Source organism: Pseudohalocynthiibacter sp. F2068, assembly GCF_023015645.1.
Lineage (GTDB): Bacteria > Pseudomonadota > Alphaproteobacteria > Rhodobacterales > Rhodobacteraceae > Pseudohalocynthiibacter > Pseudohalocynthiibacter aestuariivivens.
Genome location: NZ_JALKAK010000002.1, coordinates 273,698 through 294,312 on the forward strand (window position 1 = coordinate 273,698; position 20,615 = coordinate 294,312).

General features: G+C 51.9%; 19 protein-coding genes and 1 tRNA gene. 13 read left to right on the plus strand and 7 right to left on the minus strand.

The window, feature by feature from the left end; all coding sequences use genetic code 11:
- Positions 1 to 59: 59 nt before the first annotated feature.
- The 3 genes from hisS to hisG are packed head-to-tail and all read left to right on the plus strand — an operon-like array spanning position 60 to position 3,368.
- Positions 60 to 1,568: a histidine--tRNA ligase gene (hisS, locus tag MWU63_RS03665; protein WP_213887446.1), complete on the plus strand. Its 1,509-nt coding sequence runs from the start codon at positions 60 to 62 to the stop codon at positions 1,566 to 1,568.
- Between the two features lies 1 nt (position 1,569).
- A complete protein-coding gene (locus tag MWU63_RS03670; RefSeq protein WP_247076984.1) occupies positions 1,570 to 2,676 on the plus strand; it encodes an ATP phosphoribosyltransferase regulatory subunit in 1,107 nt (368 codons plus the stop codon).
- Positions 2,673 to 3,368, plus strand: coding sequence for an ATP phosphoribosyltransferase (gene hisG / locus MWU63_RS03675; RefSeq protein ID WP_213887448.1), 696 nt, complete (start codon positions 2,673 to 2,675; stop codon positions 3,366 to 3,368). The genes MWU63_RS03670 and hisG overlap by 4 nt, the downstream gene beginning before the upstream one ends.
- 304 nt (positions 3,369 to 3,672) lie before the next feature.
- On the opposite strand, the gene MWU63_RS03680 is transcribed toward hisG, so the two are convergent.
- Positions 3,673 to 4,704 (minus strand): Hint domain-containing protein, encoded by a 1,032-nt coding sequence (locus tag MWU63_RS03680; RefSeq protein ID WP_213887449.1) that lies wholly within the window; start codon positions 4,702 to 4,704, stop codon positions 3,673 to 3,675.
- A 702-nt stretch (positions 4,705 to 5,406) separates the two neighbouring features.
- Positions 5,407 to 5,838, minus strand: a complete 432-nt coding sequence (locus MWU63_RS03685) for a DUF1489 domain-containing protein (protein WP_213887450.1) — start codon at positions 5,836 to 5,838, stop codon at positions 5,407 to 5,409.
- A gap of 172 nt (positions 5,839 to 6,010) precedes the next feature.
- Between MWU63_RS03685 and MWU63_RS03690 the strand changes: the two genes are divergently transcribed.
- Positions 6,011 to 6,123, plus strand: a tRNA-OTHER gene (locus MWU63_RS03690).
- 179 nt (positions 6,124 to 6,302) lie between these two features.
- Positions 6,303 to 8,567 (plus strand): adenosylcobalamin-dependent ribonucleoside-diphosphate reductase, encoded by a 2,265-nt coding sequence (locus MWU63_RS03695; RefSeq protein WP_213887451.1) that lies wholly within the window; start codon positions 6,303 to 6,305, stop codon positions 8,565 to 8,567.
- Between the two features lie 24 nt (positions 8,568 to 8,591).
- On the opposite strand, the gene MWU63_RS03700 is transcribed toward MWU63_RS03695, so the two are convergent.
- Genes MWU63_RS03700 through MWU63_RS03710 form a run of 3 tightly spaced genes read right to left on the minus strand, consistent with a single transcriptional unit; the run spans position 8,592 to position 10,137 of the window.
- Complete coding sequence (locus MWU63_RS03700) at positions 8,592 to 9,203, minus strand: DNA-3-methyladenine glycosylase I (protein ID WP_213887452.1); 612 nt, start codon at positions 9,201 to 9,203, stop codon at positions 8,592 to 8,594.
- 33 nt (positions 9,204 to 9,236) lie between these two features.
- On the minus strand, positions 9,237 to 9,524 hold the full coding sequence (locus tag MWU63_RS03705) for a hypothetical protein (RefSeq protein WP_247076986.1): 288 nt from the start codon (positions 9,522 to 9,524) through the stop codon (positions 9,237 to 9,239).
- Between the two features lie 16 nt (positions 9,525 to 9,540).
- On the minus strand, positions 9,541 to 10,137 hold the full coding sequence (locus MWU63_RS03710; protein ID WP_213887454.1) for a TetR/AcrR family transcriptional regulator: 597 nt from the start codon (positions 10,135 to 10,137) through the stop codon (positions 9,541 to 9,543).
- A gap of 271 nt (positions 10,138 to 10,408) precedes the next feature.
- Here MWU63_RS03710 and MWU63_RS03715 point away from each other — a divergent pair, with 271 nt between their 5' ends.
- From MWU63_RS03715 to MWU63_RS03750, 8 genes are all read left to right on the plus strand, one after another.
- A complete protein-coding gene (locus MWU63_RS03715; RefSeq protein WP_247076988.1) occupies positions 10,409 to 11,575 on the plus strand; it encodes an MHYT domain-containing protein in 1,167 nt (388 codons plus the stop codon).
- Positions 11,576 to 11,709: 134 nt separating this feature from the next.
- The gene (locus MWU63_RS03720; protein ID WP_213887456.1) at positions 11,710 to 12,564 is read left to right on the plus strand and encodes a xanthine dehydrogenase family protein subunit M; all 855 of its coding nucleotides are present in this window, start codon (positions 11,710 to 11,712) and stop codon (positions 12,562 to 12,564) included.
- An 11-nt stretch (positions 12,565 to 12,575) separates the two neighbouring features.
- Complete coding sequence (locus MWU63_RS03725; protein ID WP_247076990.1) at positions 12,576 to 13,067, plus strand: (2Fe-2S)-binding protein; 492 nt, start codon at positions 12,576 to 12,578, stop codon at positions 13,065 to 13,067.
- On the plus strand, positions 13,064 to 15,484 hold the full coding sequence (locus MWU63_RS03730; RefSeq protein WP_213887458.1) for an aerobic carbon-monoxide dehydrogenase large subunit: 2,421 nt from the start codon (positions 13,064 to 13,066) through the stop codon (positions 15,482 to 15,484). Before MWU63_RS03725 ends, MWU63_RS03730 begins: the two co-directional genes overlap by 4 nt.
- A gap of 44 nt (positions 15,485 to 15,528) precedes the next feature.
- Positions 15,529 to 16,407: a MoxR family ATPase gene (locus MWU63_RS03735; protein WP_213887459.1), complete on the plus strand. Its 879-nt coding sequence runs from the start codon at positions 15,529 to 15,531 to the stop codon at positions 16,405 to 16,407.
- On the plus strand, positions 16,404 to 17,591 hold the full coding sequence (locus MWU63_RS03740) for a VWA domain-containing protein (RefSeq protein ID WP_213887460.1): 1,188 nt from the start codon (positions 16,404 to 16,406) through the stop codon (positions 17,589 to 17,591). Before MWU63_RS03735 ends, MWU63_RS03740 begins: the two co-directional genes overlap by 4 nt.
- 10 nt (positions 17,592 to 17,601) lie before the next feature.
- Complete coding sequence (locus MWU63_RS03745) at positions 17,602 to 18,426, plus strand: XdhC family protein (protein ID WP_213887461.1); 825 nt, start codon at positions 17,602 to 17,604, stop codon at positions 18,424 to 18,426.
- A gap of 66 nt (positions 18,427 to 18,492) precedes the next feature.
- Positions 18,493 to 18,945: a carbon monoxide dehydrogenase subunit G gene (locus MWU63_RS03750; protein WP_213887462.1), complete on the plus strand. Its 453-nt coding sequence runs from the start codon at positions 18,493 to 18,495 to the stop codon at positions 18,943 to 18,945.
- A gap of 75 nt (positions 18,946 to 19,020) precedes the next feature.
- Here the strand turns inward: MWU63_RS03750 and MWU63_RS03755 are convergent, their stop codons facing one another.
- Together MWU63_RS03755 and MWU63_RS03760 are read right to left on the minus strand one after the other, a co-directional pair.
- Positions 19,021 to 19,986: a 2-oxoglutarate and iron-dependent oxygenase domain-containing protein gene (locus tag MWU63_RS03755; RefSeq protein WP_213887463.1), complete on the minus strand. Its 966-nt coding sequence runs from the start codon at positions 19,984 to 19,986 to the stop codon at positions 19,021 to 19,023.
- A 35-nt stretch (positions 19,987 to 20,021) separates the two neighbouring features.
- Positions 20,022 to 20,606: a peroxidase-related enzyme gene (locus MWU63_RS03760; RefSeq protein WP_213887464.1), complete on the minus strand. Its 585-nt coding sequence runs from the start codon at positions 20,604 to 20,606 to the stop codon at positions 20,022 to 20,024.
- Positions 20,607 to 20,615: the final 9 nt, after the last annotated feature.

Sequence of the window (20,615 nt, forward strand, 5' to 3'; positions counted from 1 at the left end):
GCCCCTGCGGTCCCCCTCGGTTAAACCGCGCGCAAGATGACCCAAAGAGACAAAGACCCATGGCCAAGCAAAAGAAACAACCCAGACCCAAGGCCGAAACGCCAAAGGGTTTCCGTGACTATTTTGGTGCGGAAGTCAGCGAGCGCCGCGAGATGCTGGATGCGATCGCCGGGGTTTATCATGCCTATGGTTTTGATGCGCTTGAAACGTCGGCTGTTGAAACGGTCGAGGCGTTGGGAAAGTTCCTGCCGGATGTGGACCGGCCGAACGACGGCGTGTTCGCCTGGCAAGAGAACGACGACAAGGATGCAGGCGATTGGCTTGCGCTGCGTTACGATCTAACGGCCCCGCTCGCGCGGGTCTATGCGCAGTTCAGAAACGATTTGCCAACGCCTTATCGACGCTATGCAATGGGGCCGGTCTGGCGTAATGAAAAACCCGGGCCAGGGCGGTTTCGTCAATTCTATCAGTGTGATGCGGATACTGTTGGTGCGCCGAATGTGGCGGCTGATGCTGAGATATGCTCGATGCTGTCCGATACGCTTGAAACCGTTGGTATTCCGCGTGGTGATTACATTGTGCGGGTCAACAATCGCAAAGTTCTGAATGGTGTGATGGAAGTCGCCGGGGTTCTGGATCCGTCCGACCCGGATAAATTTATCCACGAACGTGGCGTCGTGCTGCGTGCGATAGACAAGCTCGACCGACTGGGACCGGACGGAGTACGCGCGCTGCTTGGCGAAGGCCGCAAAGACGAAAGCGGCGATTTTACCAAAGGGGCCGGGCTGTCAGCAGAGCAGGGCGAGATTGTCATGGGCTTCATGGCAGCCAAACGCGAAAGCGGAGCAGCAACCGTTGAGCGGCTGCACGAACTTGTCACAGGGTCTGTTGTGGGTGTGGATGGCGTGAATGAGCTTGAGACGATTGCAGAGTTGATGGCGGCGCAGGGTTATGGTTCAGACCGGGTTGAAATTGACCCCTCTGTTGTTCGTGGGCTTGGGTACTACACCGGGCCTGTGTTTGAGGCTGAACTCACATTCGAGATCAAGGATGAGAAGGGCCGCCCACGCCAGTTTGGCTCTGTTGCAGGTGGTGGTCGCTATGATGATCTGGTGAAGCGCTTTACCGGGCAGGCGGTACCGGCGACGGGCATTTCTATTGGTGTGGATCGGCTACTGGCTGCGCTGCACGCAAAGGGCCGGTTAAGTTCTGCGGTGCACGGCCCCGTGGTTGTGACGGTGATGGATAAGGACCGGATGGCTGACTATCAGGCGATGGTGTCCGAACTGCGCAATGCAGGCATCCGCGCCGAAGTCTATTTGGGGAACCCAAAGAATTTTGGCAATCAGCTTAAGTATGCGGACAAACGCGCGTCGCCTGTTGCCGTCATTCAGGGGGGCGACGAACAGGAACGTGGTGTTGTCCAGATCAAGGATTTGATCCTGGGTGCAAAAATCGCCGAAAGCGCGAGCCACGAGGAATGGAAATCGCAACCAGCACAGACAGAGGTGGCGCGCGGTGCTTTGGTCGCTGAAGTGAGACGGATTTTAGCTGGGGCAGGAGCCTGAAATGGCCTCTAAGGCGGACCTTCGCGCAGAAGCGCAGCGTCTTATGGCGTTTTTTGAAGCGGCGGGCGCGACACCGGTAGAAGCAGATATTTTGCAGCCGGCTGACACATTGCTGGACCTCTATGGCGAAGACATTCGTGCGCGGGCCTATGTTACCTCGGACCCGTTACGGGGTGAACAAATGCTGCGCCCGGATTTTACGGTGCCAGTTGTTCAGATGCACATGGCCGAAGGCGCGGAACCTGCACGCTACACCTACGCTGGTGAGGTGTTTCGCCGTCAGGAAGAAGATACAGAACGCTCGAACGAGTATTTTCAAGTCGGTTATGAGGTTTTTGATCGCGAGAACCCGGCTGCTGCAGACGCCGAAGTCTTTGCCATGTTTGACTCGGTTCTTTCCCCGCTGAACCTGCGTGCAGCGACCGGGGATATTGGGATACTCATGGCTGCGGTACGTGGGCTTTTGACCACCGAGCGGCGAAAGGAGGCCTTGCTTCGTCACATTTGGCGGCCAAGGCGGTTTCGCGCCTTGCTCGACCGGTTCGGTGGACGCTCCAAATTACCAGCAGCCAGGATCAAGATACTGAAAAGGCTTGAGGATAATTCCATCGAACAACTGATCGAGGATGACGGCCCACTTATTGGTCTGCGAAGCAGTGTGGAGATCGCAGAGCGTTTGAACACACTAAAGGACGACGCAACTGTTGAGCCGATTGGTGCTGGAGAGGTTGAAGTGCTCGACCACATACTCAGCCTGCGTGAAACCGCTCCGAATGCTCTCGAAAACTTGCGTGATATTGCAGTGGATATGCCGTCAATATCAGATGCTGTCAGAAAGATGGATCAGCGTCTTGAGGCAATGGCGGTGCGCGGGATAAACGTTGAGACGCTTGATTTCGAGGCCAGCCACGGGCGCACCACGCTGGAATATTATGATGGTTTTGTATTTAGTTTTTCAGCAGTTGGCCGGCCGGATTTACCGCCAATCGCGATGGGTGGGCGTTACGATGCGCTCACAAAGGTACTGGGTCAGGGGCGATCTATCCCGGCAGTTGGCGGTGTTATTCGACCCGAGTTGGTTTTGGGACTGGAAGGGACGCAGGAATGAGCGTGAAACTTGGCATCCCTTCCAAAGGCCGGCTGATGGAGAAAACCTTTGATTGGTTCGGTGCGCGTGGTGTTTCGTTGCGTCGCACCGGCAGTGACCGGGAGTATGCGGCCGCTGTGGACGGCGCGGATGGGGTTGAACTGGTTTTGCTGAGCGCAGGTGAAATCCCGCGCGAACTGGCAGCCGGGCGCATCCATCTTGGGGTAACGGGAACAGACCTTATCCGTGAAAAGCTTGCAGCATGGGACACGCGAGTAACTGAATTAACACAAATGGGTTTTGGGAACGCGAACCTTGTGATTGCAGTTCCCAAGTGTTGGGTTGATGTTCAAACACTTGAAGATCTGGATGCGGCGGCGGCGGCCTTTCGACGCGTACATCGGTTTCGGCTGAGGGTTGCAACAAAGTACCATCGCCTGGTGCGCGAATTCCTTCGGGACAACGGCGTGGCGGACTATCAGCTTGTAGACAGTCAGGGCGCGACGGAAGGGACCGTGAAGAATGAAACCGCAGAAGCGATTGCAGATATCACCTCAACAGGTGACACCATGCGGGCAAATCATTTGAAAATACTGGACGATGGTTTGATTCTGAAATCACAGGCTACCTTGTTTCGCGCACGTAACGTCGAGGTGGGCGCGCAGGACAAAGACAGCCTTGAAGTGCTTCTTGAGAAACTAAGAGTCGGCTGAAACCCAAAAGACAGCGCGAACAAAAGCGCCCTCGCGAGAGAGCGAGGGCATAGTTTCGCCTGTGGGGGGTGGCGAAGTTCCGCTACAGCTTTTTGTTTTTCAGATCTGCGTTGTTTGACGAGCGGAAACTGACAGAGTTTTTAAGGCTGATCAGAATAAGAGACCCACAAGGAAGCCACTAACGAAGAAGAAGCTGAAAAGAAGCAGCGTCACCACCACAACACCTTGCGGCAGACCATTCGTTTGATCAGAGGATTGATCTTGTGATGATTGTTGGAACGAACTGGAACCTGCCGTTGAAGGATTATGACTGTCGAGCATGAGCTAACTCCCTAAATATATTCGCTTTTTTCGCTTTTGGGCTGTAGTAGCCGATTGGGCGTTTTCTGCGCCGTAGCGCCCGCACTTCAAAGCCTTTAAGTACCGGCTTTACGGGCAAGTAGGCCTTGCGATTTTCCGGATCACCCAATTCAGGGCAGGCTTCTAGAATTTCTTCCCAGGTCTTTTCGTCGAACCCATTCAGCGCGACTTCACCAGGCAACAGGCTTTCACAGGGCAGCCCGTTTGCCACCAGAACCACGTGCTCTGAGCAGAGGATGTGATAGTACCGGATGCGGCGAACGCTGCGATCAATGTTGACGCCATTATTTGCTTCGGTCAGCAATACCGCTGGGGCGAGGGCAGCATCGTGTCCTGTCATCATGGATACGTCCAACCCATCAAGCATAACCCGGTGCTGCTGCGACAGGTATAATGTGTCGTAAGGTTTACCTTTGCCCAGTGCATCAGCCTCAATCCGAACTGGCAGCCGTTTCTCGAACACGTCGGACAGACCCATAGGAATTGTCACTTCAAACGATCCGATCCACTTGATTTGGTGAATTTTCCGCTGAGGTGTGATGACCCAGTCGCCCGCTGAAAGAGACTCAATCGGAACATCAGCAAAGGGTGTGCGAATTTTAGTGCCCTCGGCGAAGCAGATGGGTACCGGGTCAGTACTCGATAAGTTCAGTGTATATTGCGTCCCATCAGTAATAACGGGTGGGCCGTCAGGGAAGAACATGAAGGTTAAACCACCGGCCTCGAACATGATAACAGGTATGCTCTCTGTCCCCGTCGGGCCGTCAAACTTGAACGTACCGTGACCAAGAAAGTCGATTGGGGCACCTCTGAAGGTGGAAACTCCGTCATCGTCGTTGCCGAGTATTCCGTCGTTGTCTTCTAGAATTCCGTTTTGTGCGCCTCCAATATCCGACTCTACCTTTCCCGAAGTAACAGAGGGTGGCGTCCCGAGAGGGCCGTTAAACTGGAAAACAGTAAGTAAATGTTCAGACATGGCATTTTCTTTCTAAGACATACAGGTGACATCCCGGCACATTTCTCTTTCGCCGGTCTGTTGAGCACCCAAAGGTATGTTCACGCCTCGAAACCCTGTAAATTCACGTACTTGTGAGGAATCTTAACTGGACCTAAAGAGTGGCATTTAAAGGTTAATTTGATCCGATCTTCCATTGTGCACTATTGTGTACAAATTCGTTCGCTACCTAACTTTTGCCTTCTGCTGTAGACCGTGCCTGGGCCGTGCGACTGAGCATAATGGTGGAAAATAAAAGGAAGTAATTTAACGAACGAACGGTAAAATATAATTTAATAAACGATCAAATAAAAACTTCGGACGATTGCACAAAGTTTTGGATTTCAATTCGTCAGATTGTGATATTTGATGCGTTGATTGAATGCACATGAACCGGGGAATAAGCCGGGGGTACCGCTCAGGACCGCCTCAAAACTGGACTTAAATTTCCGGCGAATTCGGCGGAAACTATTATCCAGTTGGGTTTGCACAGTAACCAAACAACTCTCATTTACCTGCAACAAATGACCACAAGTTTACGAATTGTCGGGCCGCTAGAAACAATTGTGTTTAGACCGTGCTTGGAAAGAATCGGTAAGGTTGCCGAAAAACTTGGCATTGTGACGCGAAGATGCGCCTTATAAGCCTTATCGATAGTGTTTAAACAGATCCTTGGCTATCGATCTAACGTACACCAATATCGGCAAGGGCGGCTGAAAGCGCATGAGGAAGACTGTCTTCTTTCTCGCGGGATAGTTTCAGATCCCGGGGGCTGTCGTTCGGGTCAAGATAGCGCCAGCCCTGAAAGGGTCGCCGTGGTGCGGGTTCTGTCCGGAATAGTTTTGGGTCCATTACGATTGCGCAGCGTCTTATACCATCTTTTCCAATGGCTTCGTCCAGTCGCAAGACACGTTGGCGCGCCTGAATGACACCTTTGATAACCCAGTAAAGGGACCCGCCATTCAAAAGCTCTGCTTCGCGCCTTGGCCACATGCGGGTAATATGCTGGCTTGGGGTATCTTCGCCCTCAACACGGCGACTGGCACGGTACGCTTCGAGCTGTTCAAAAGAGTCGATGCCGACGCAAAGCTTTACCAGATTTATGGTATTTTTCATCAACAACCCCAACATGTAGCAAGAATTACCTGCCGACTCTTGCATCATAACGCAAATTCGGAGCGGATTACAATTGACCGAAAAGGCTGCTGTACGTACCATTTCCGTAGAATCAAGACGCAAACAGGACTCCTTGATGAGTCGAAATCTAAATCTTGGCTCGGTGAAATGTAGCGAAGTAGCTCAAAAGGACAGAGCGCTCTGCTTTCGAGTATTATAACTGGTGCCGGCAAGCACTATAATAGTACGGTAGAGAGGATGTGGGTTCAAGTCCCGCCTTCGCATCAAATTCAACGTTTTCTCTTTTTGAACAATGCGTGAGTTTCATTGGAGAACAGAAAATTGTAGCTATATCTAGTGTAGTCATTTTTATGACCCGCGATTTATGGTTTGATAGCAATTGACCGAAATAGTCTGGCAGCCTATCGTGTATCTCCTTTCGTTCTGCCACCAAGGACCTGCCGATGAGCCGTTTTTCCGCCCCGATCGCTGAACAAATCTGGGATATGAAGTACCGTCTGAAATCTTCTGATGGTACCCCGGTTGATGCAACGGTCGAGGATACCTGGAGGCGGATCGCGCGTTCCCTGGCCAAGGTTGAAAAAGACCCGGCAGTCTGGGAAGAAAAATTTTACACTGCGCTTGAAGGTTTTAAGTATCTGCCAGCCGGAAGAATTACAGCTGGGGCAGGTACCGATAGGTCCGTGACACTGTTCAACTGCTTTGTCATGGGAACGATCCCGGACAGCATGGGTGGTATTTTCGATATGTTGCGCGAGGCCGCGCTGACCATGCAGCAAGGCGGCGGGATCGGGTATGATTTCAGCACGATCAGGCCGAAAGGTGCGGATGTGCTGGGTGTTGCGGCTGATGCATCTGGCCCCTTGTCGTTTATGGACGTGTGGGACGCGATGTGTCGCACAATCATGAGCGCTGGCAGTCGCCGTGGCGCGATGATGGCAACGATGCGCTGTGACCACCCTGATATCGAAGACTTCATCACGGCAAAGCGTGACCCCGCGCGTTTGCGGATGTTCAATGTATCAGTTCTTGTTACCGATTCCTTCATGGAAGCGGTGAAGGCTAACAAAAGCTGGGACCTTACCTTTAACGGAAAGATTTATCACACCGTCGAGGCGCGCGATCTTTGGAACAAGATCATGCAGTCGACGTATGATCAGGCTGAACCGGGGGTGATTTTCATCGACCGGATCAATGCGATGAACAACCTTTCCTATTGCGAGACAATTGCTGCGACCAATCCCTGCGGTGAACAGCCGTTGCCGCCATATGGCGCTTGCTTACTTGGGTCTGTAAATCTGGCACGTCTTGTGTACGCTCCTTTTGCCAAAAAGGCGTCTTTGGATCAGGAAGCGTTAAGTGAACTCGTCGCGACAGCCGTGCGGATGATGGATAATGTCGTAGACGCCAGTCGTTTTCCCTTGCCTCAGCAGGCACAGGAAGCGCAGACAAAACGTCGTATTGGCCTTGGTGTAACTGGTCTGGCGGATGCTTTGCTGATGGTCGGTTTGCGCTATGGCTCGGAAGAGGCAGCGGAGCAGACCGAGCGCTGGATGAAGGCAATTGCACGTGCCGCTTATCTGGCCTCGGTGGAGTTAGCGAAGGAGAAAGGGGCTTTCCCGCTTTTTGATGCAGAAAAATTCCTAGCCACCGGCCACATGATGGAGATGGACGAAGACGTGCGCGCCGCGATCCGCGAACATGGCATTCGAAATGCGTTGCTCACCTCTATTGCGCCGACAGGCACGATCAGCCTTTATGCGGGCAATGTGAGCTCGGGGATCGAACCGGTCTTCGCTTATGCTTACACACGTAAGGTGCTGCAGAAAGACGGAAGCCGGACAGAGGAAGAAGTCGTTGACTATGCCGTGCAGCTTTGGCGCGAAAAATTTGGCGACAAAGAGTTGCCGGATTACTTTGTAAATGCGCAAACGCTTGCCCCGATGGATCATGTGCGTATGCAGGCCGCAGCACAAAAATGGATCGATTCAAGTATTTCGAAAACAATCAATTGCCCCGAAGATATCAGTTTTGACGCCTTCAAAGACGTTTACATGGCGGCCTGGGATAGCGGCTGCAAAGGATGCACAACCTATCGTCCCAACGATGTGACTGGTTCCGTCCTAAGCGTCAGCGAAAGTTCTGAAAATGTTCCCGAGGCCGAGACTGGCGCAGAAGTTGTTTACATCAGCGAGCCGCTTGACCGCCCGCAAGCACTGGAAGGCAATACGTACAAGCTGAAATGGCCCGATAGTGAACACGCGATATACATCACGGTAAACGACGTCATGATCAATGGACACCGTCGGCCTTTTGAAGTTTTCATCAACTCCAAGAACATGGAGCATTTCGCCTGGACTGTCGCCCTGACGCGGATGATATCTGCAGTCTTCCGGCGTGGTGGGGATGTCAGTTTTGTTGTGGAAGAGCTGAAAGCGGTGTTTGACCCGCGTGGTGGTGCGTGGATGTCTGGCAAATACGTGCCGTCAATTCTTGCCGCAATCGGTGGTGTGATCGAACATCATTTGATCACGATAGGTTTTATCGAAGGCGAAGGCATGGGGCTGAAATCTGATCCGCAGTCACAAGTTGTGCAAATCGGCGGTGCACCGCGTGGCAAAGCCTGTCCGAGCTGTGGGCAATATGACATGCGGATGATCGAAGGTTGTATGACTTGCGGAAGCTGTGGGCATTCTAAATGCGGCTGAGTACAGGTCGGATAGTATCTGTTTTCAGTTTTCCGGTCGCTCGAAGGCTTCGCGTGCGGTTTCAACTTTTTCTCTGATAATGCAATCTTCAACATGATCATTGATCAGCCCCATCGCTTGCATAAAAGCATAGACCGTGGTTGGGCCGACAAATTTCCAGCCCAGTTTTTTAAGGTCTTTTGACAGGGCAATTGAGTCCATAGAGGTTGAAGCTGTCTGCGGTTTTCCAAGTTTGGTTGCGTCAGGTTCGTAGCGCCACAAAAAAGCAGCGAGCGAACCTTCTTGGTGAACAAGTTCCTGCGCCTTTGCTGCGTTATTAATGACTGCTTCGATCTTGCCGCGATGGCGAACAATGCCTTTGTCTGCCAGCAGGCGATCGATGTCGTGTTGTGTGAAACGCGCTATTTTGTCGAAATCAAAATCATGAAACGCCGCGCGAAAGCTTTCACGTTTCGCCAGGATGGTGCGCCAGCTTAGTCCAGATTGGAAGCTCTCCAGGCACAATTTTTCGAACAGACGGTGGTCATCTTTAACCGGATAGCCCCATTCATTATCGTGATATGCAAGAAACTCTGGTGCAGCACCACACCAACGGCACCTTGATAGATTGTCCGGCCCGAGAATTGTGTCGCTCATTTGTTTCGTGTCTTTCTGCCAAAAGGCGTGGTTCTAACCGCGTAGAAACGCCAGTTGCTCGCTCGTTCTCGAAGGTGTGATTTCAAGTATTTCGGCGGTAACAATATTTTCTGCGACAAACGGATCTTCCTGCACCCTGCGTTCAAGATCGGGAAGCGAGGTATTGTGCGCTAGAATCCCCCCACCTAAATTAGGTTGAAGACTGCCGACCAGTGAAAAAACGCCATCATCAAACCCGCGCTTGATCCATTCGTTGTGTCCCTGCATGAATTGGCCCGCGCGGCTTTTATAGTCCGAAAATTTTAGCAGTATGACAAACATCAGTTTTCTCCTCGAATCAGTGGATGGAACGCCGGGCTGCCGTAGTTTCTACGGCCTGAGATTTGACCCAGTCGCACATCAGTTGAGCTTCTATTTTGATGAATTCGCCATCGCGAAATGCTGTTGCCAGCGTCGCGACGCCTTGACTGCGAGCGAGAAGATGCATGGCGAGATCATCAGCGTCAGTCTCGCGCCCAAGTAGCGTGAATTGTCGGCATAACCACGTTCTAAACAGAGTGAAAAGTTTGTTTGCGTCATTCTGCGACGCATGGTTTAGCTTTGATAACTCAGTGCTCAGCGTACCTATCGGGCAGCCGAACTTTATAATTTTCTCCTGATTCTTGATCAGGATATGAATAAAGCTATAAATCCGATCCAGAGGGGTTTCACCCTCAACCTCCCACTGTTTTAACATCACTTGTCTGTCCGCCAGGCGCACATTGATCACGGCGTCCAGAATTTCATCCTTGGATTTGAAGTGGTAGTAAAAATTCCCACGCGAAATCTGGACGACACCAGCGATATCCGCGAACGAGGTATGTTCGAAACCTTGCTGATAGAATAGTTGATCAGCAGCTTTGACAATGTGATCGCGTGTCGTTTTTTCGCGCATCGAATGATCCCCACATTCGTTTTCGATATCAATCAATTTGCATCTTTAAGTCGATCGTAATTTGTAATTAGGACAATCGTCCTAATCCGTCAACAAGCAAAAATAGAAATTTGCACGCCGGGTGTCAGAAGCCGTCTCATGGCTCTCCGAATTAAGCGTGAAACTTTCTTGGGACGTTTAAAACGGCCAAATGTCTGAACAGGTTGCAGCAGGCTCTTGAATTTCGATGAATTGAAGTTCACCTTTGTAATGGGTGAGAACTAAAAAATTCATGCACAACAAATCAGAACGGGAGGCTGTTTTGTTAGAGTATTCGCATGATTTCCGACTTGTTGCTGCGTCTTTAGCGGTGTCTCTGATGGCGAGCTTTACGGGGCTTGCATTGACCCGTGGTATATCGCTTCTTTCCGAAACCCATCGCAAACAAAGGATTGCAATGGCCTCAGTCGCACTGGGGGGTGGGATATGGTCGATGCATTTTGTAGCGATGCTTGGCCTGCAGATGCCAATACTATTTTACTATGACGCACTGCTCACCCTGATTTCCGCACTTGTTGCGATCCTGATGGTTGGGGTTGCATTGCTGGTAATGCATTATTGGCCACGCACCTCTGCAAGTGTGTGCATCGCCGGCACGATTGTTGGACTTGGCATCCCGGCAATGCATTACATCGGCATGTTAGGAATTCAGTTGTGCAAAGCTGTTTATACACCAGTTGGAGTTGTTCTTGCGGTCGCTGCTTCCGTGATTCTGGGAATAGGTTCCTTCTCGATCGCTTATGGCGAGCGGACGCATCGAAATATCATTCTGAGCACGATTACGTTTGGAGTTGCTGTCTTCACGGTTCATTTTCTGGCGATGGCGGGGACGAATTTCCTGCCGACACTGCAAAGCAGTAATGTCGCCGCTGGAATTGATAATTCGATTTTAGCAATGATTGTTACGCTGATTTCTTTCGTTATCTGTGGTGCATTTCTTTTGTCTGGAGTGACCTTTTGGCCAAACGAAAAGTTCCTGCCCGAAAGTGGCTATCCGGAACCAAAAGAACCGATGCTGGCTTCTGATGGCAGCTTTCAAGCAAACGGCTCAGACGCAGCGCCAACGACGTTTGCAATACCGTATGAAAAAGACAGCCGTATCCTATTTGCAGAAACATCGTCGGTTGCTGCAATACGGGCGGAAGGTCACTACACGATCGTTTATGTCGGGTTGAACAAGCTTTTTTGCCCTTGGTCAATTTCCGACGCAGCAAAGCGACTGGCAGGCAGTGCTTTTGTTCAATGTCACAGAAGTTACCTTATCAATCCGAGCCATGTCACAGGTTTCGAGCGGAAGAAAGATAACGGTGTTTGCTTCTTCGAAAACAACCCTCCGCTCGGTAAAGTGCCCGTCAGCCGGTCGCGCCTAAGTAACGTACGCAGTGCCTTGGGGTTATGAGCCACCTGCTGTTCGTGCTGGTAATTCGCATTTCGTGAAACGAATTGCGCGGTTCGTTCGGGACATTATCTACTAAAGTAAACATTTCGTTAATTCTTTTCCCAAGTAAGGTCGCCACAATTTGGGAGGAACGAATGATACCTGCAATGTTTGAGTATCACAGACCGGCAGATGTAAAATCTGCGGTCAGTTTACTGCAGGAACACGGTGATGAGGCACGTGTTCTGGCTGGCGGTCACAGCCTTATTCCGATGATGAAACTGCGCATGGCAGCCGTAGAGCACCTCGTCGACATTCAAGACATAGAAGAGCTGAGAGAGAGCAAAGTGTCAGGCGATACCGTCCACATCGGTGCGATGGTCACTCAGCATGAATTGATCAACAATGCCTCACTTGCAAAAGCCGCGCCCCTAATCCGCGAAGCATCCCTTCAGATTGCTGATCCGCAGGTCCGCTACGTTGGAACGATCGGCGGCAATGTTGCTAATGGTGACCCTGCGAATGATATGCCCGGGTTGATGCAATGCCTTGATGCAACATACGCCCTCTCTGGGCCATCGGGAGAACGTACCGTCAAGGCAAGGGAATTCTATGAATCAGCGTTCATGACGGCGTGCGAAGATGATGAAATTCTGACGTCCATTGCTTTTCCGGCTACCACTGCAGGGTTCGCTTACGAAAAGCAAAAACGTAAAATAGGCGACTATGCGACTGCGGCAGCAGCAGTGCTGATCACAATGGGTGGCAAAACATGCACCGCTGCATCGATCGCGATGACCAACCTTTCAGATACACCTGTCTGGTCCGAAGCAGCTGGCGCTGCTCTTGTGGGAACGAACTGCGGTGATGCAGATATCGCGGCTGCGGTGGCTGCAGCCCTCAATGACACTGATCCGACAGAAGATAGCCGCGGCCCGGTTGAATTCAAACGTCACGTTGCGGGCGTAATTGTCAGACGGGCGATTGAACGCGCCCTGTCACGCGCCTGAGGAGGAAAGAAATGAGCAAGATGCATTTAAAACTCAAGGTCAACGGCGAAGAAAAAGAGCTACTGGCTGAACCGCGTGAACTGTTAATTCATGTCCTGCGCGAGAGACTCGATATAACGGGTCCGCATATTGGATGTGAGACCTCGCATTGCGGGGCCTGCACTGTGGAGATGAATGGTAAATCAGTAAAGTCCTGCACGGTTTTTGCCGCCCAGGCGAACGGTGCAGAAATCACGACAATCGAGGGCTTGGCAGAGCCTGGCACCATGAACGTTTTGCAAAATGCCTTTCGTGAACATCACGGGTTGCAATGCGGTTTTTGTACGCCTGGCATGATCACCCGCGCGCACCGTCTGCTGCAGGAAATTCCAAATCCTACGGAAGAGGAAGTGCGACATGGCATGGCCGGAAATCTATGCCGGTGCACCGGGTACCAGAATATCGTGAAATCAATTCTGGCAGCCGCATCGGAAATGAACGCCGCGAAGGAGGCCGCAGAATGAATGATCTGACCCCAACCAGCGAAGAACGCTCTGCAAAACTCAAAGGCCTTGGCCATTCGCGCAAACGCGTGGAAGATGCCCGGTTTACTCAGGGAAAAGGAAACTACGTCGATGACATCAAACTTCCCGGGATGTTGTTTGGTGACTTTGTTCGCTCGCCCTACGCGCATGCGCGGGTCAAGTCGATCAACGTTGAGGCGGCGCTTGCGTTGCCGGGCGTTATTGCCGTGCTCACAGCGAAAGACCTGGAGCCGCTGAACCTGCACTGGATGCCGACCCTTGCAGGCGACAAACAGATGGTGCTTGCAGATGGAAAAGTACTGTTCCAGGGGCAGGAAGTTGCCTTTGTGATTGCGGAAGACCGTTATATCAATGCTGATGCCATTGACTTGGTAGAGGTTGAGTACGAAGAACTTCCCGTTATCACGGACCCCTTCAAGGCGATGGAGCCTGACGCGGTTGTCCTGCGTGAAGATCTGGCAGGTCAGACGACAGGCGCACATGGCGAGCGGCGCCACCACAACCATATTTTCCTTTGGGAATCCGGCGACAAAGAAGCCACTGAAGACGTGATCAACAGCGCCGATGTTGTCGCTGAAGAGATGGTTTATTACCACCGCACGCATCCTTGTCCGCTTGAAACCTGCGGGTCGGTCGCGTCGATGGATAAGGTGAACGGTAAACTTACGGTCTGGGGTACCTTTCAGGCGCCGCATGTTGTGCGCACGGTCGCCTCCCTTTTGTCGGGGATCGAGGAACATAATATTCGTATCGTTTCGCCCGATATCGGTGGCGGTTTTGGGAACAAGGTCGGCGTCTATCCTGGATATGTTTGCTCAATCGTTGCGTCCATTGTGACAGGCAAACCTGTAAAATGGGTTGAAGATCGGATGGACAATCTGATGGCCACGGCTTTTGCCCGTGATTATTGGATGAAAGGCAAAATCAGCGCGACAAAAGACGGCAAAATCACCGGTCTGCAATGCCATGTCACGGCGGACCACGGTGCATTTGATGCTTGCGCTGATCCAACCAAGTTCCCAGCAGGTTTTATGAATATCTGCACGGGCTCCTACGATATTCCGGTCGCGTATCTTGGTGTTGACGGGGTCTACACCAACAAAGCGCCCGGCGGTGTCGCTTACCGATGCTCTTTCCGTGTGACCGAGGCAGCCTATTTCATCGAAAGGATGATCGAGGTTCTGGCCATTGAACTGGGAATGGATGCAGCAGAATTGCGCGCCAAAAACTTTATCCGCAAGGATCAGTTTCCATATCAGTCTGCCTTGGGATGGGAATATGATTCAGGTGACTACCACACTGCCTGGACCAAAGCGCTGAACGCTGTGGGTTACAAAGATTTGCGTAAAGAGCAGTCAGAACGGGTTGCAGCCTTTAACCGCGGTGAAACGCGTAGCCTGCTCGGGATCGGCCTTTGCCATTTCACTGAAATTGTAGGGGCCGGGCCGGTCAAGAATTGCGATATTCTTGGCATGGGTATGTTTGACAGTTGTGAAATACGAATTCACCCAACAGGCTCTGCTATTGCGCGGCTTGGCACGATCAGTCAGGGCCAAGGCCACGCAACGACTTTTGCCCAAATTTTGGCGAGCGAGATTGGCCTTCCCGCCGATAGTATCACGATTGAGGAAGGGGATACGGATACCGCGCCTTACGGGTTAGGTACGTATGGATCCCGCTCAACACCGGTTGCTGGTGCGGCGGCTGCAATGGCCGGGCGAAAGATACGCGCGAAGGCACAGATGATAGCGGCTTACCTGCTCGAAGTGCACGATAACGACGTTGAATGGGATATCGATAGATTTGCTGTGAAAGGTGCGCCTGAGAAATTCAAAACCATGGCTGAAATTGCCTATGCGTCCTACAATCAGGCAGTACCGGGCGTTGAGCCGGGGTTAGAGGCGGTCAGCTATTATGACCCGCCAAACATGACTTATCCATTCGGGGCTTATGTTTGCGTCATGGAGATTGACGTAGATACAGGTGTTCACGAAATTCGGCAGTTCTACGCGTTGGATGATTGTGGAACACGGATCAACCCGATGATCATCGAAGGTCAGGTTCACGGTGGACTGACGGAGGCCCTTGCCATCGCAATGGGACAAGAAATTGCCTATGATGAGATCGGCAATGTCAAAACCGGAACCTTGATGGATTTCTTTATTCCAACCGCATGGGAAACGCCCCATTACACCACCGACTTTACCGAAACCCCAAGCCCGCATCACCCGATTGGCGCGAAAGGGGTAGGGGAAAGTCCGAATGTTGGTGGCGTTCCTGCATTTTCCAATGCGGTGCATGATGCCTTCAGGGCATTTGGTCTTCGACATGCACATATGCCGCATGATCAGTGGCGTATCTGGAAGATCGCCAATGATCTTGGAATGCACGGTTAGAAAGGGACAGGCGGGGCGGCCTTTGACCGCCCTGCCATATTTTCATGTCAGACTGGAAATCACTCGCATCTCAGTTAGCCGAACAGGGGTACATTGCGTCTCCTGATCTGGCGATGGCTTTGCATATTTCGCTAAAGCTCGGGCGTCCCTTGCTTTTGGAAGGGGCCGCAGGTGTTGGAAAAACCGAAATTGCCCGAACACTGGCCAACGCATTGGATACAAGACTTATCAGGTTGCAGTGTTATGAAGGGCTGGATGCGGCACACGCGATATATGAATGGAACTATCAACGTCAACTTCTTGCAATCCGCGCTTCTGCGGAGGATGGGAAAACCGGACCCGATGTTGAAAAGCGTATTTTTTCCGAGGAGTTCCTACTTGAACGCCCGCTTCTTCAGGCAATTCGTCAGGACACGTCACCAGTTTTGCTGATTGATGAAATTGACAGGGCGGATCAGGAATTCGAGGCGTATTTGCTGGAGGTTCTGTCAGATTTTCAAATCACCGTGCCAGAACTTGGAACACTTACCGCGACAAGCCGACCCTATGTTGTTTTGACGTCGAACGGCACACGCGATCTGTCCGATGCGTTGCGCAGGCGTTGCATATACTCATATGTCGAATATCCGGACCGCGCGACTGAACTTGCTATTCTGGCGGCGCGTTGCCCGGATATTGATGAACGGCTTGCAGCGCAGATTGTCGGGTTTGTTCAATCCTTGCGACGGGAAGAGTTGGAAAAGGTACCGGGCGTCGCCGAAATGCTGGATTTTGCCGCAGCTTTGACCGGGCTCGGCATCAATGATCTGAATGATGATCCTGAAATTCTGCGTGCAAGCCTCGTAACACTTTTGAAAACACAGGCTGATCGCGCAAACGTTCCGCTGGAAGTTGCGCAGCGCCTTGCAGGAAAAGCCGCATGACAAAGATTACGCGCTTTTCAGGCCGTGACCCAGGCGCATCTGCCCGTGTTTCCGGCTTTGTCGGCCATCTTCGAGACCACGGTTTTCCGCTTGGCGTTCGTGAAACAGAAGCGGCACTGGAGTCACTTGGTCATGTGGCAGCAGCAGACCCTTTCGAAGTCTGCCTTGCTCTGAAGGCTGTATGTTCAGGCAATCACGAAGATTTTGACAAGTTCGATATCTTGTTTGACAGCTACTGGCGCAATCAGGGGCGTGTTCGAAACAAAATTGTGAAAACGAACAAAAGCGCTGCACCGAAGTATTCACGAACTTCGCAGGAAGATTCAACGCAACAGACAAATGCAGCAGGAAATATTTCAAGCCCTGATACAGGCGGCGGATTAGGTGAAGTCGCGTCCGAGGGCGAAGGCCGCCTTGTCGCAAGCGGTGTCCAAAACCTCATGAAGAAAGACCTTCGCGAGCTTCTGTCGCCGCAGGATATTGCAGCCGCCGAAGTTGTTGCCCGCCGCTTGGCAGATGCGATCCGGGACCGAAGGTCGCGCCGCAGACACGCGGCAATAAAAGGCGATCAGATTGATTTTCGGAAAGTTGTAAGAAAAAGCTTGTCGACCGGCGGAGAACCGATCCGGCTGCCCCGCCGTCGCCGCCCGGAACGGCCGGTGCACCTTGTCGCGCTTTGCGATGTTTCAGGCTCTATGACCGTTTATGCGCGTTTATTTTTGGCATTTCTGTCTGGATTGATCCGTGCTGATGCAACGGCTGATGCCTATCTTTTTCACACCCGCCTTGTGCGCATCACCCAAGCCCTGAGGGATGATGATCCGCTGCGTTCGCTTAACAGGCTGACCCTTCTTGCCGATGGGTTTGGAGGGGGGTCAAAGATTGGGGCCACGTTTGACCAATTTGGCAAAACCTACGCCCGCCGTTTTGTGAGCGGGCGCAGCGTGGTTCTGATATTGTCAGATGGGTATGATACTGACGCGCCGGAATTGCTGGGTTCGGCATTGAAGGTGATTAAGAAACGGGGATGCAAAATCATCTGGCTCAATCCGCTCAAGGGCTGGAAGGGGTATGAACCTGTTGCGCGCGGAATGGCGGCGGCATTGCCATATCTTGATATGTTTGCCGCCGCCAATACGCTGGAAAGTCTTGCGGCACTTGAACCGGAACTGGCGGGGATTTGAGGTGGGCAGAATGAACGATACATTCATTGAAGATCACATATCGAAATTGCGCGCATCAGGTGCCCCTTTCGCTATCGCCACCGTCGTGCGCACCGTCAACGCGACTTCTGCTAAACCCGGAGACAAGGCAATCGTTTTGGAGGACGGCGCAATTACTGAAGGCTGGATTGGCGGCGGATGTGTGCGATCCGCAGTCAAGAAAGCGTCACTGATCGCGATGAAGGAAGGTGCTGCACAATTTATTTCGCTTAAGCCAGAGGGACTTCTGAAAGCGGAAGGGGTGGCACCAGGCGACGAACGAGATGGTATCCGCTTTGCCCGCAATGGATGCCCCAGCAAAGGATCGATGGATATTTTTATTGAACCGGTTATCCCGCAAGCTGAGCTGGTAATTTGTGGCCGAAGCCCGGTCGCCTTGTCGCTTGCGGACCTTGCAGGCGGGTTTAATTTTTCTCGAACGCTTTGCGCACCTGAATTGCGGGCTGCGGACGCGCCTGTTGTTGAAAATCTTCAAGGTTCTTATGAATTTACCGCGAGCTCCGGCGGTGCTCAGTTTGTTGTTGTTGCAACGCAGGGTCAGGGGGATGAGCCGGCCATGCGTGCGGCACTGTCATCCGGAGCATCCTACATTGCTTTCGTCGGGAGCCGCCAAAAATTTGAAACGATACGTCAGCGGTTGATCGATGCTGGCATTTCCCAAGAATTGCTGGATAATGTTAAATCGCCTGCCGGTCTTGATATCGGGGCAATAACGCCTGACGAGATTGCGCTGTCTATTCTTTCCGAGGTTGTCGCGCACCGAAGATCACATCAGCGCATACGCGCCAAATCATAGGGTTGATGCGTTATCTTTCCCGACTAAAAAATTTGAATTCCGCCTGTTCGAAGAGGAAAACTGAATATGGAACTTAACGACGAAATCACAATTCCCGCCCCGATGGAAAAAGTATACGCATCACTGAATGATCCGGAAATCCTGCAAGAATGCATCCCGGGATGTGAAGAGCTTATCAAACACTCTGATACGGAGCTTGAAGCCAAAGTCGTTCTTAAAGTCGGCCCAGTAAAAGCGCGGTTTAATGGAAATGTTACGCTAGATACCGAAGGTGCGCCCAATCGGTTCTCACTTGTCGGGGCAGGCAATGGTGGGGTCGCCGGGTTTGCAAAGGGCGGCGCTGATGTGGAGTTGGTTGATCAGGGAGATTCAACCCTCCTTAAGTATACTGCCAAGGCAGAAGTGGGCGGGAAAATTGCGCAGCTAGGCAGTCGGTTGATGACCAGCACCGCCAAGAAACTCTCAGCAATGTTTTTCGCTAAATTTGCCGAGATCGTCGGAGAAACAGAAACCACCTGACACGGGTAAAATGCAATCAGCCCGAGCTAGTTTACACGATTTCGAAGGGCTGAGCGCTCCGTCGATGTGCCCACGCTACGCTTTTTTGTGACTGAAAGCCTTGGCAAAGCGCCAGTTGAGATAATCGCCACAGGTTATTGGCGGATTTTCAGGTGCGCATTCGGGCCCAAAAACATCGCGCGCGTCGATCATGGTTTCGGGATTTGGATCATATGCCAGAACAAGAGACAGCCGTTCCCTTCCTGATCTATTCACAACGCGATGTGGCGTTGATTTATAGGCCCCATTGGTCCAGCGACTTAACAGGTCAGCGACATTGATAATCAGGGTGTTTTCAATCGGGGGTGCGGCAATCCATTCGCCGTTTATATCCTGCACCTGAAGGCCGCCAACATCGTCCTGACACAAGACAGTCAAAACGCCAAAATCTGTATGCGCGCCGACGCCAAACTGATCTTTGCCTGCGGCTTCAGGCTGCGCTGGATAATAAACCATTGAAGCACGGCTTAAGGGGGCGTCATTTGTTTGCAGGAAAAAGTCGCGCTCCAGACCAAGGCCCAATGCAAAGCCCTGCATCAGGCAATGTGCAACTAAATGCGCAGCCTCAAAGTACTCCATTGCAATGTTTTCCATGTTTGGCGAAAAGGTAGGCCATTGGTTTTCGCCGCGCAGCTCGTGGTCATCAGGCATATTGCCGGTCTTGTCCTGATACCCCCAGACGAAGCTTTCCTTTAGATCGGGCTTTGCGTCATCTTCCATCTTTGCGCCACCAACAGCGATCCAGCCGCGGTGGCTTTTGGAAACACGCACAGCTTCCTTATTTTTGGGCGAGGCGCGAAAAAACTCGAACGCAGCAGTACGTGTTTTCGTGATCAGTTCATTGGGGATGCCGTGACCTTTGATATAGATAAACCCAAGTCCGGTGTTGGCAACATGTAACTGACGAGCCACTGTTTCAGCATCGGTCCCGTCGCGAAGTGACGTGATGTCGATGACTGGAATAACGTCGCTGCTGACCTGCTTTGCGTCTGCGTAGCTCATTGGACTCTCCTCTATCGAGATCCGTTTTCTTCGGATTAAGTTTCGTCCTTTACATAATAGCCAACGGTGTCGCCTTCAGTAGTCACCCCAAGCCCGTTCAAAAGTCGGTTCACGTAGTTGAAATAGCAGATAATCTGGTTCGCTTCGAGGACTTCACCATCGTCAACGCCGGCTGTTTTTAGGGCGTCTACATCCGCCTTTTCAATATTGCCGGGTTTGATGGTAAGCTTTTCAGCGTAGTGCAGCAGTGCAAGCTCTGCTCCTTCAAACGCATCTTCCGGCCGATTTGCTTTCAAAGCCGTTTCTATTGTATCAGAACGCGCATCGTCCCCTATCAGGTGTTGCGCATTAGACCAGTGATTGGCGTAGGAATAGGGACATTCGTTCAGCTTGGAGACATAAGAGCTTATCACCTCCTGAAACCACATCGGGATTGTGTTACTCTCGTCATGCAGGCACGCGCGATAAAGCTTAACATGTCCGGTCATGGTGCTTGGCCGTAAAGAGTGGACACGCATTACGTTGTCTACCGTTCCATGTGGTGTACGCGCAAAATCAAGCGCTTCCTTCAAGGCTGGGTTCGCCTCTTCATCGGAAATCATTTCAATCCATGCTGACATGCGGCTCCC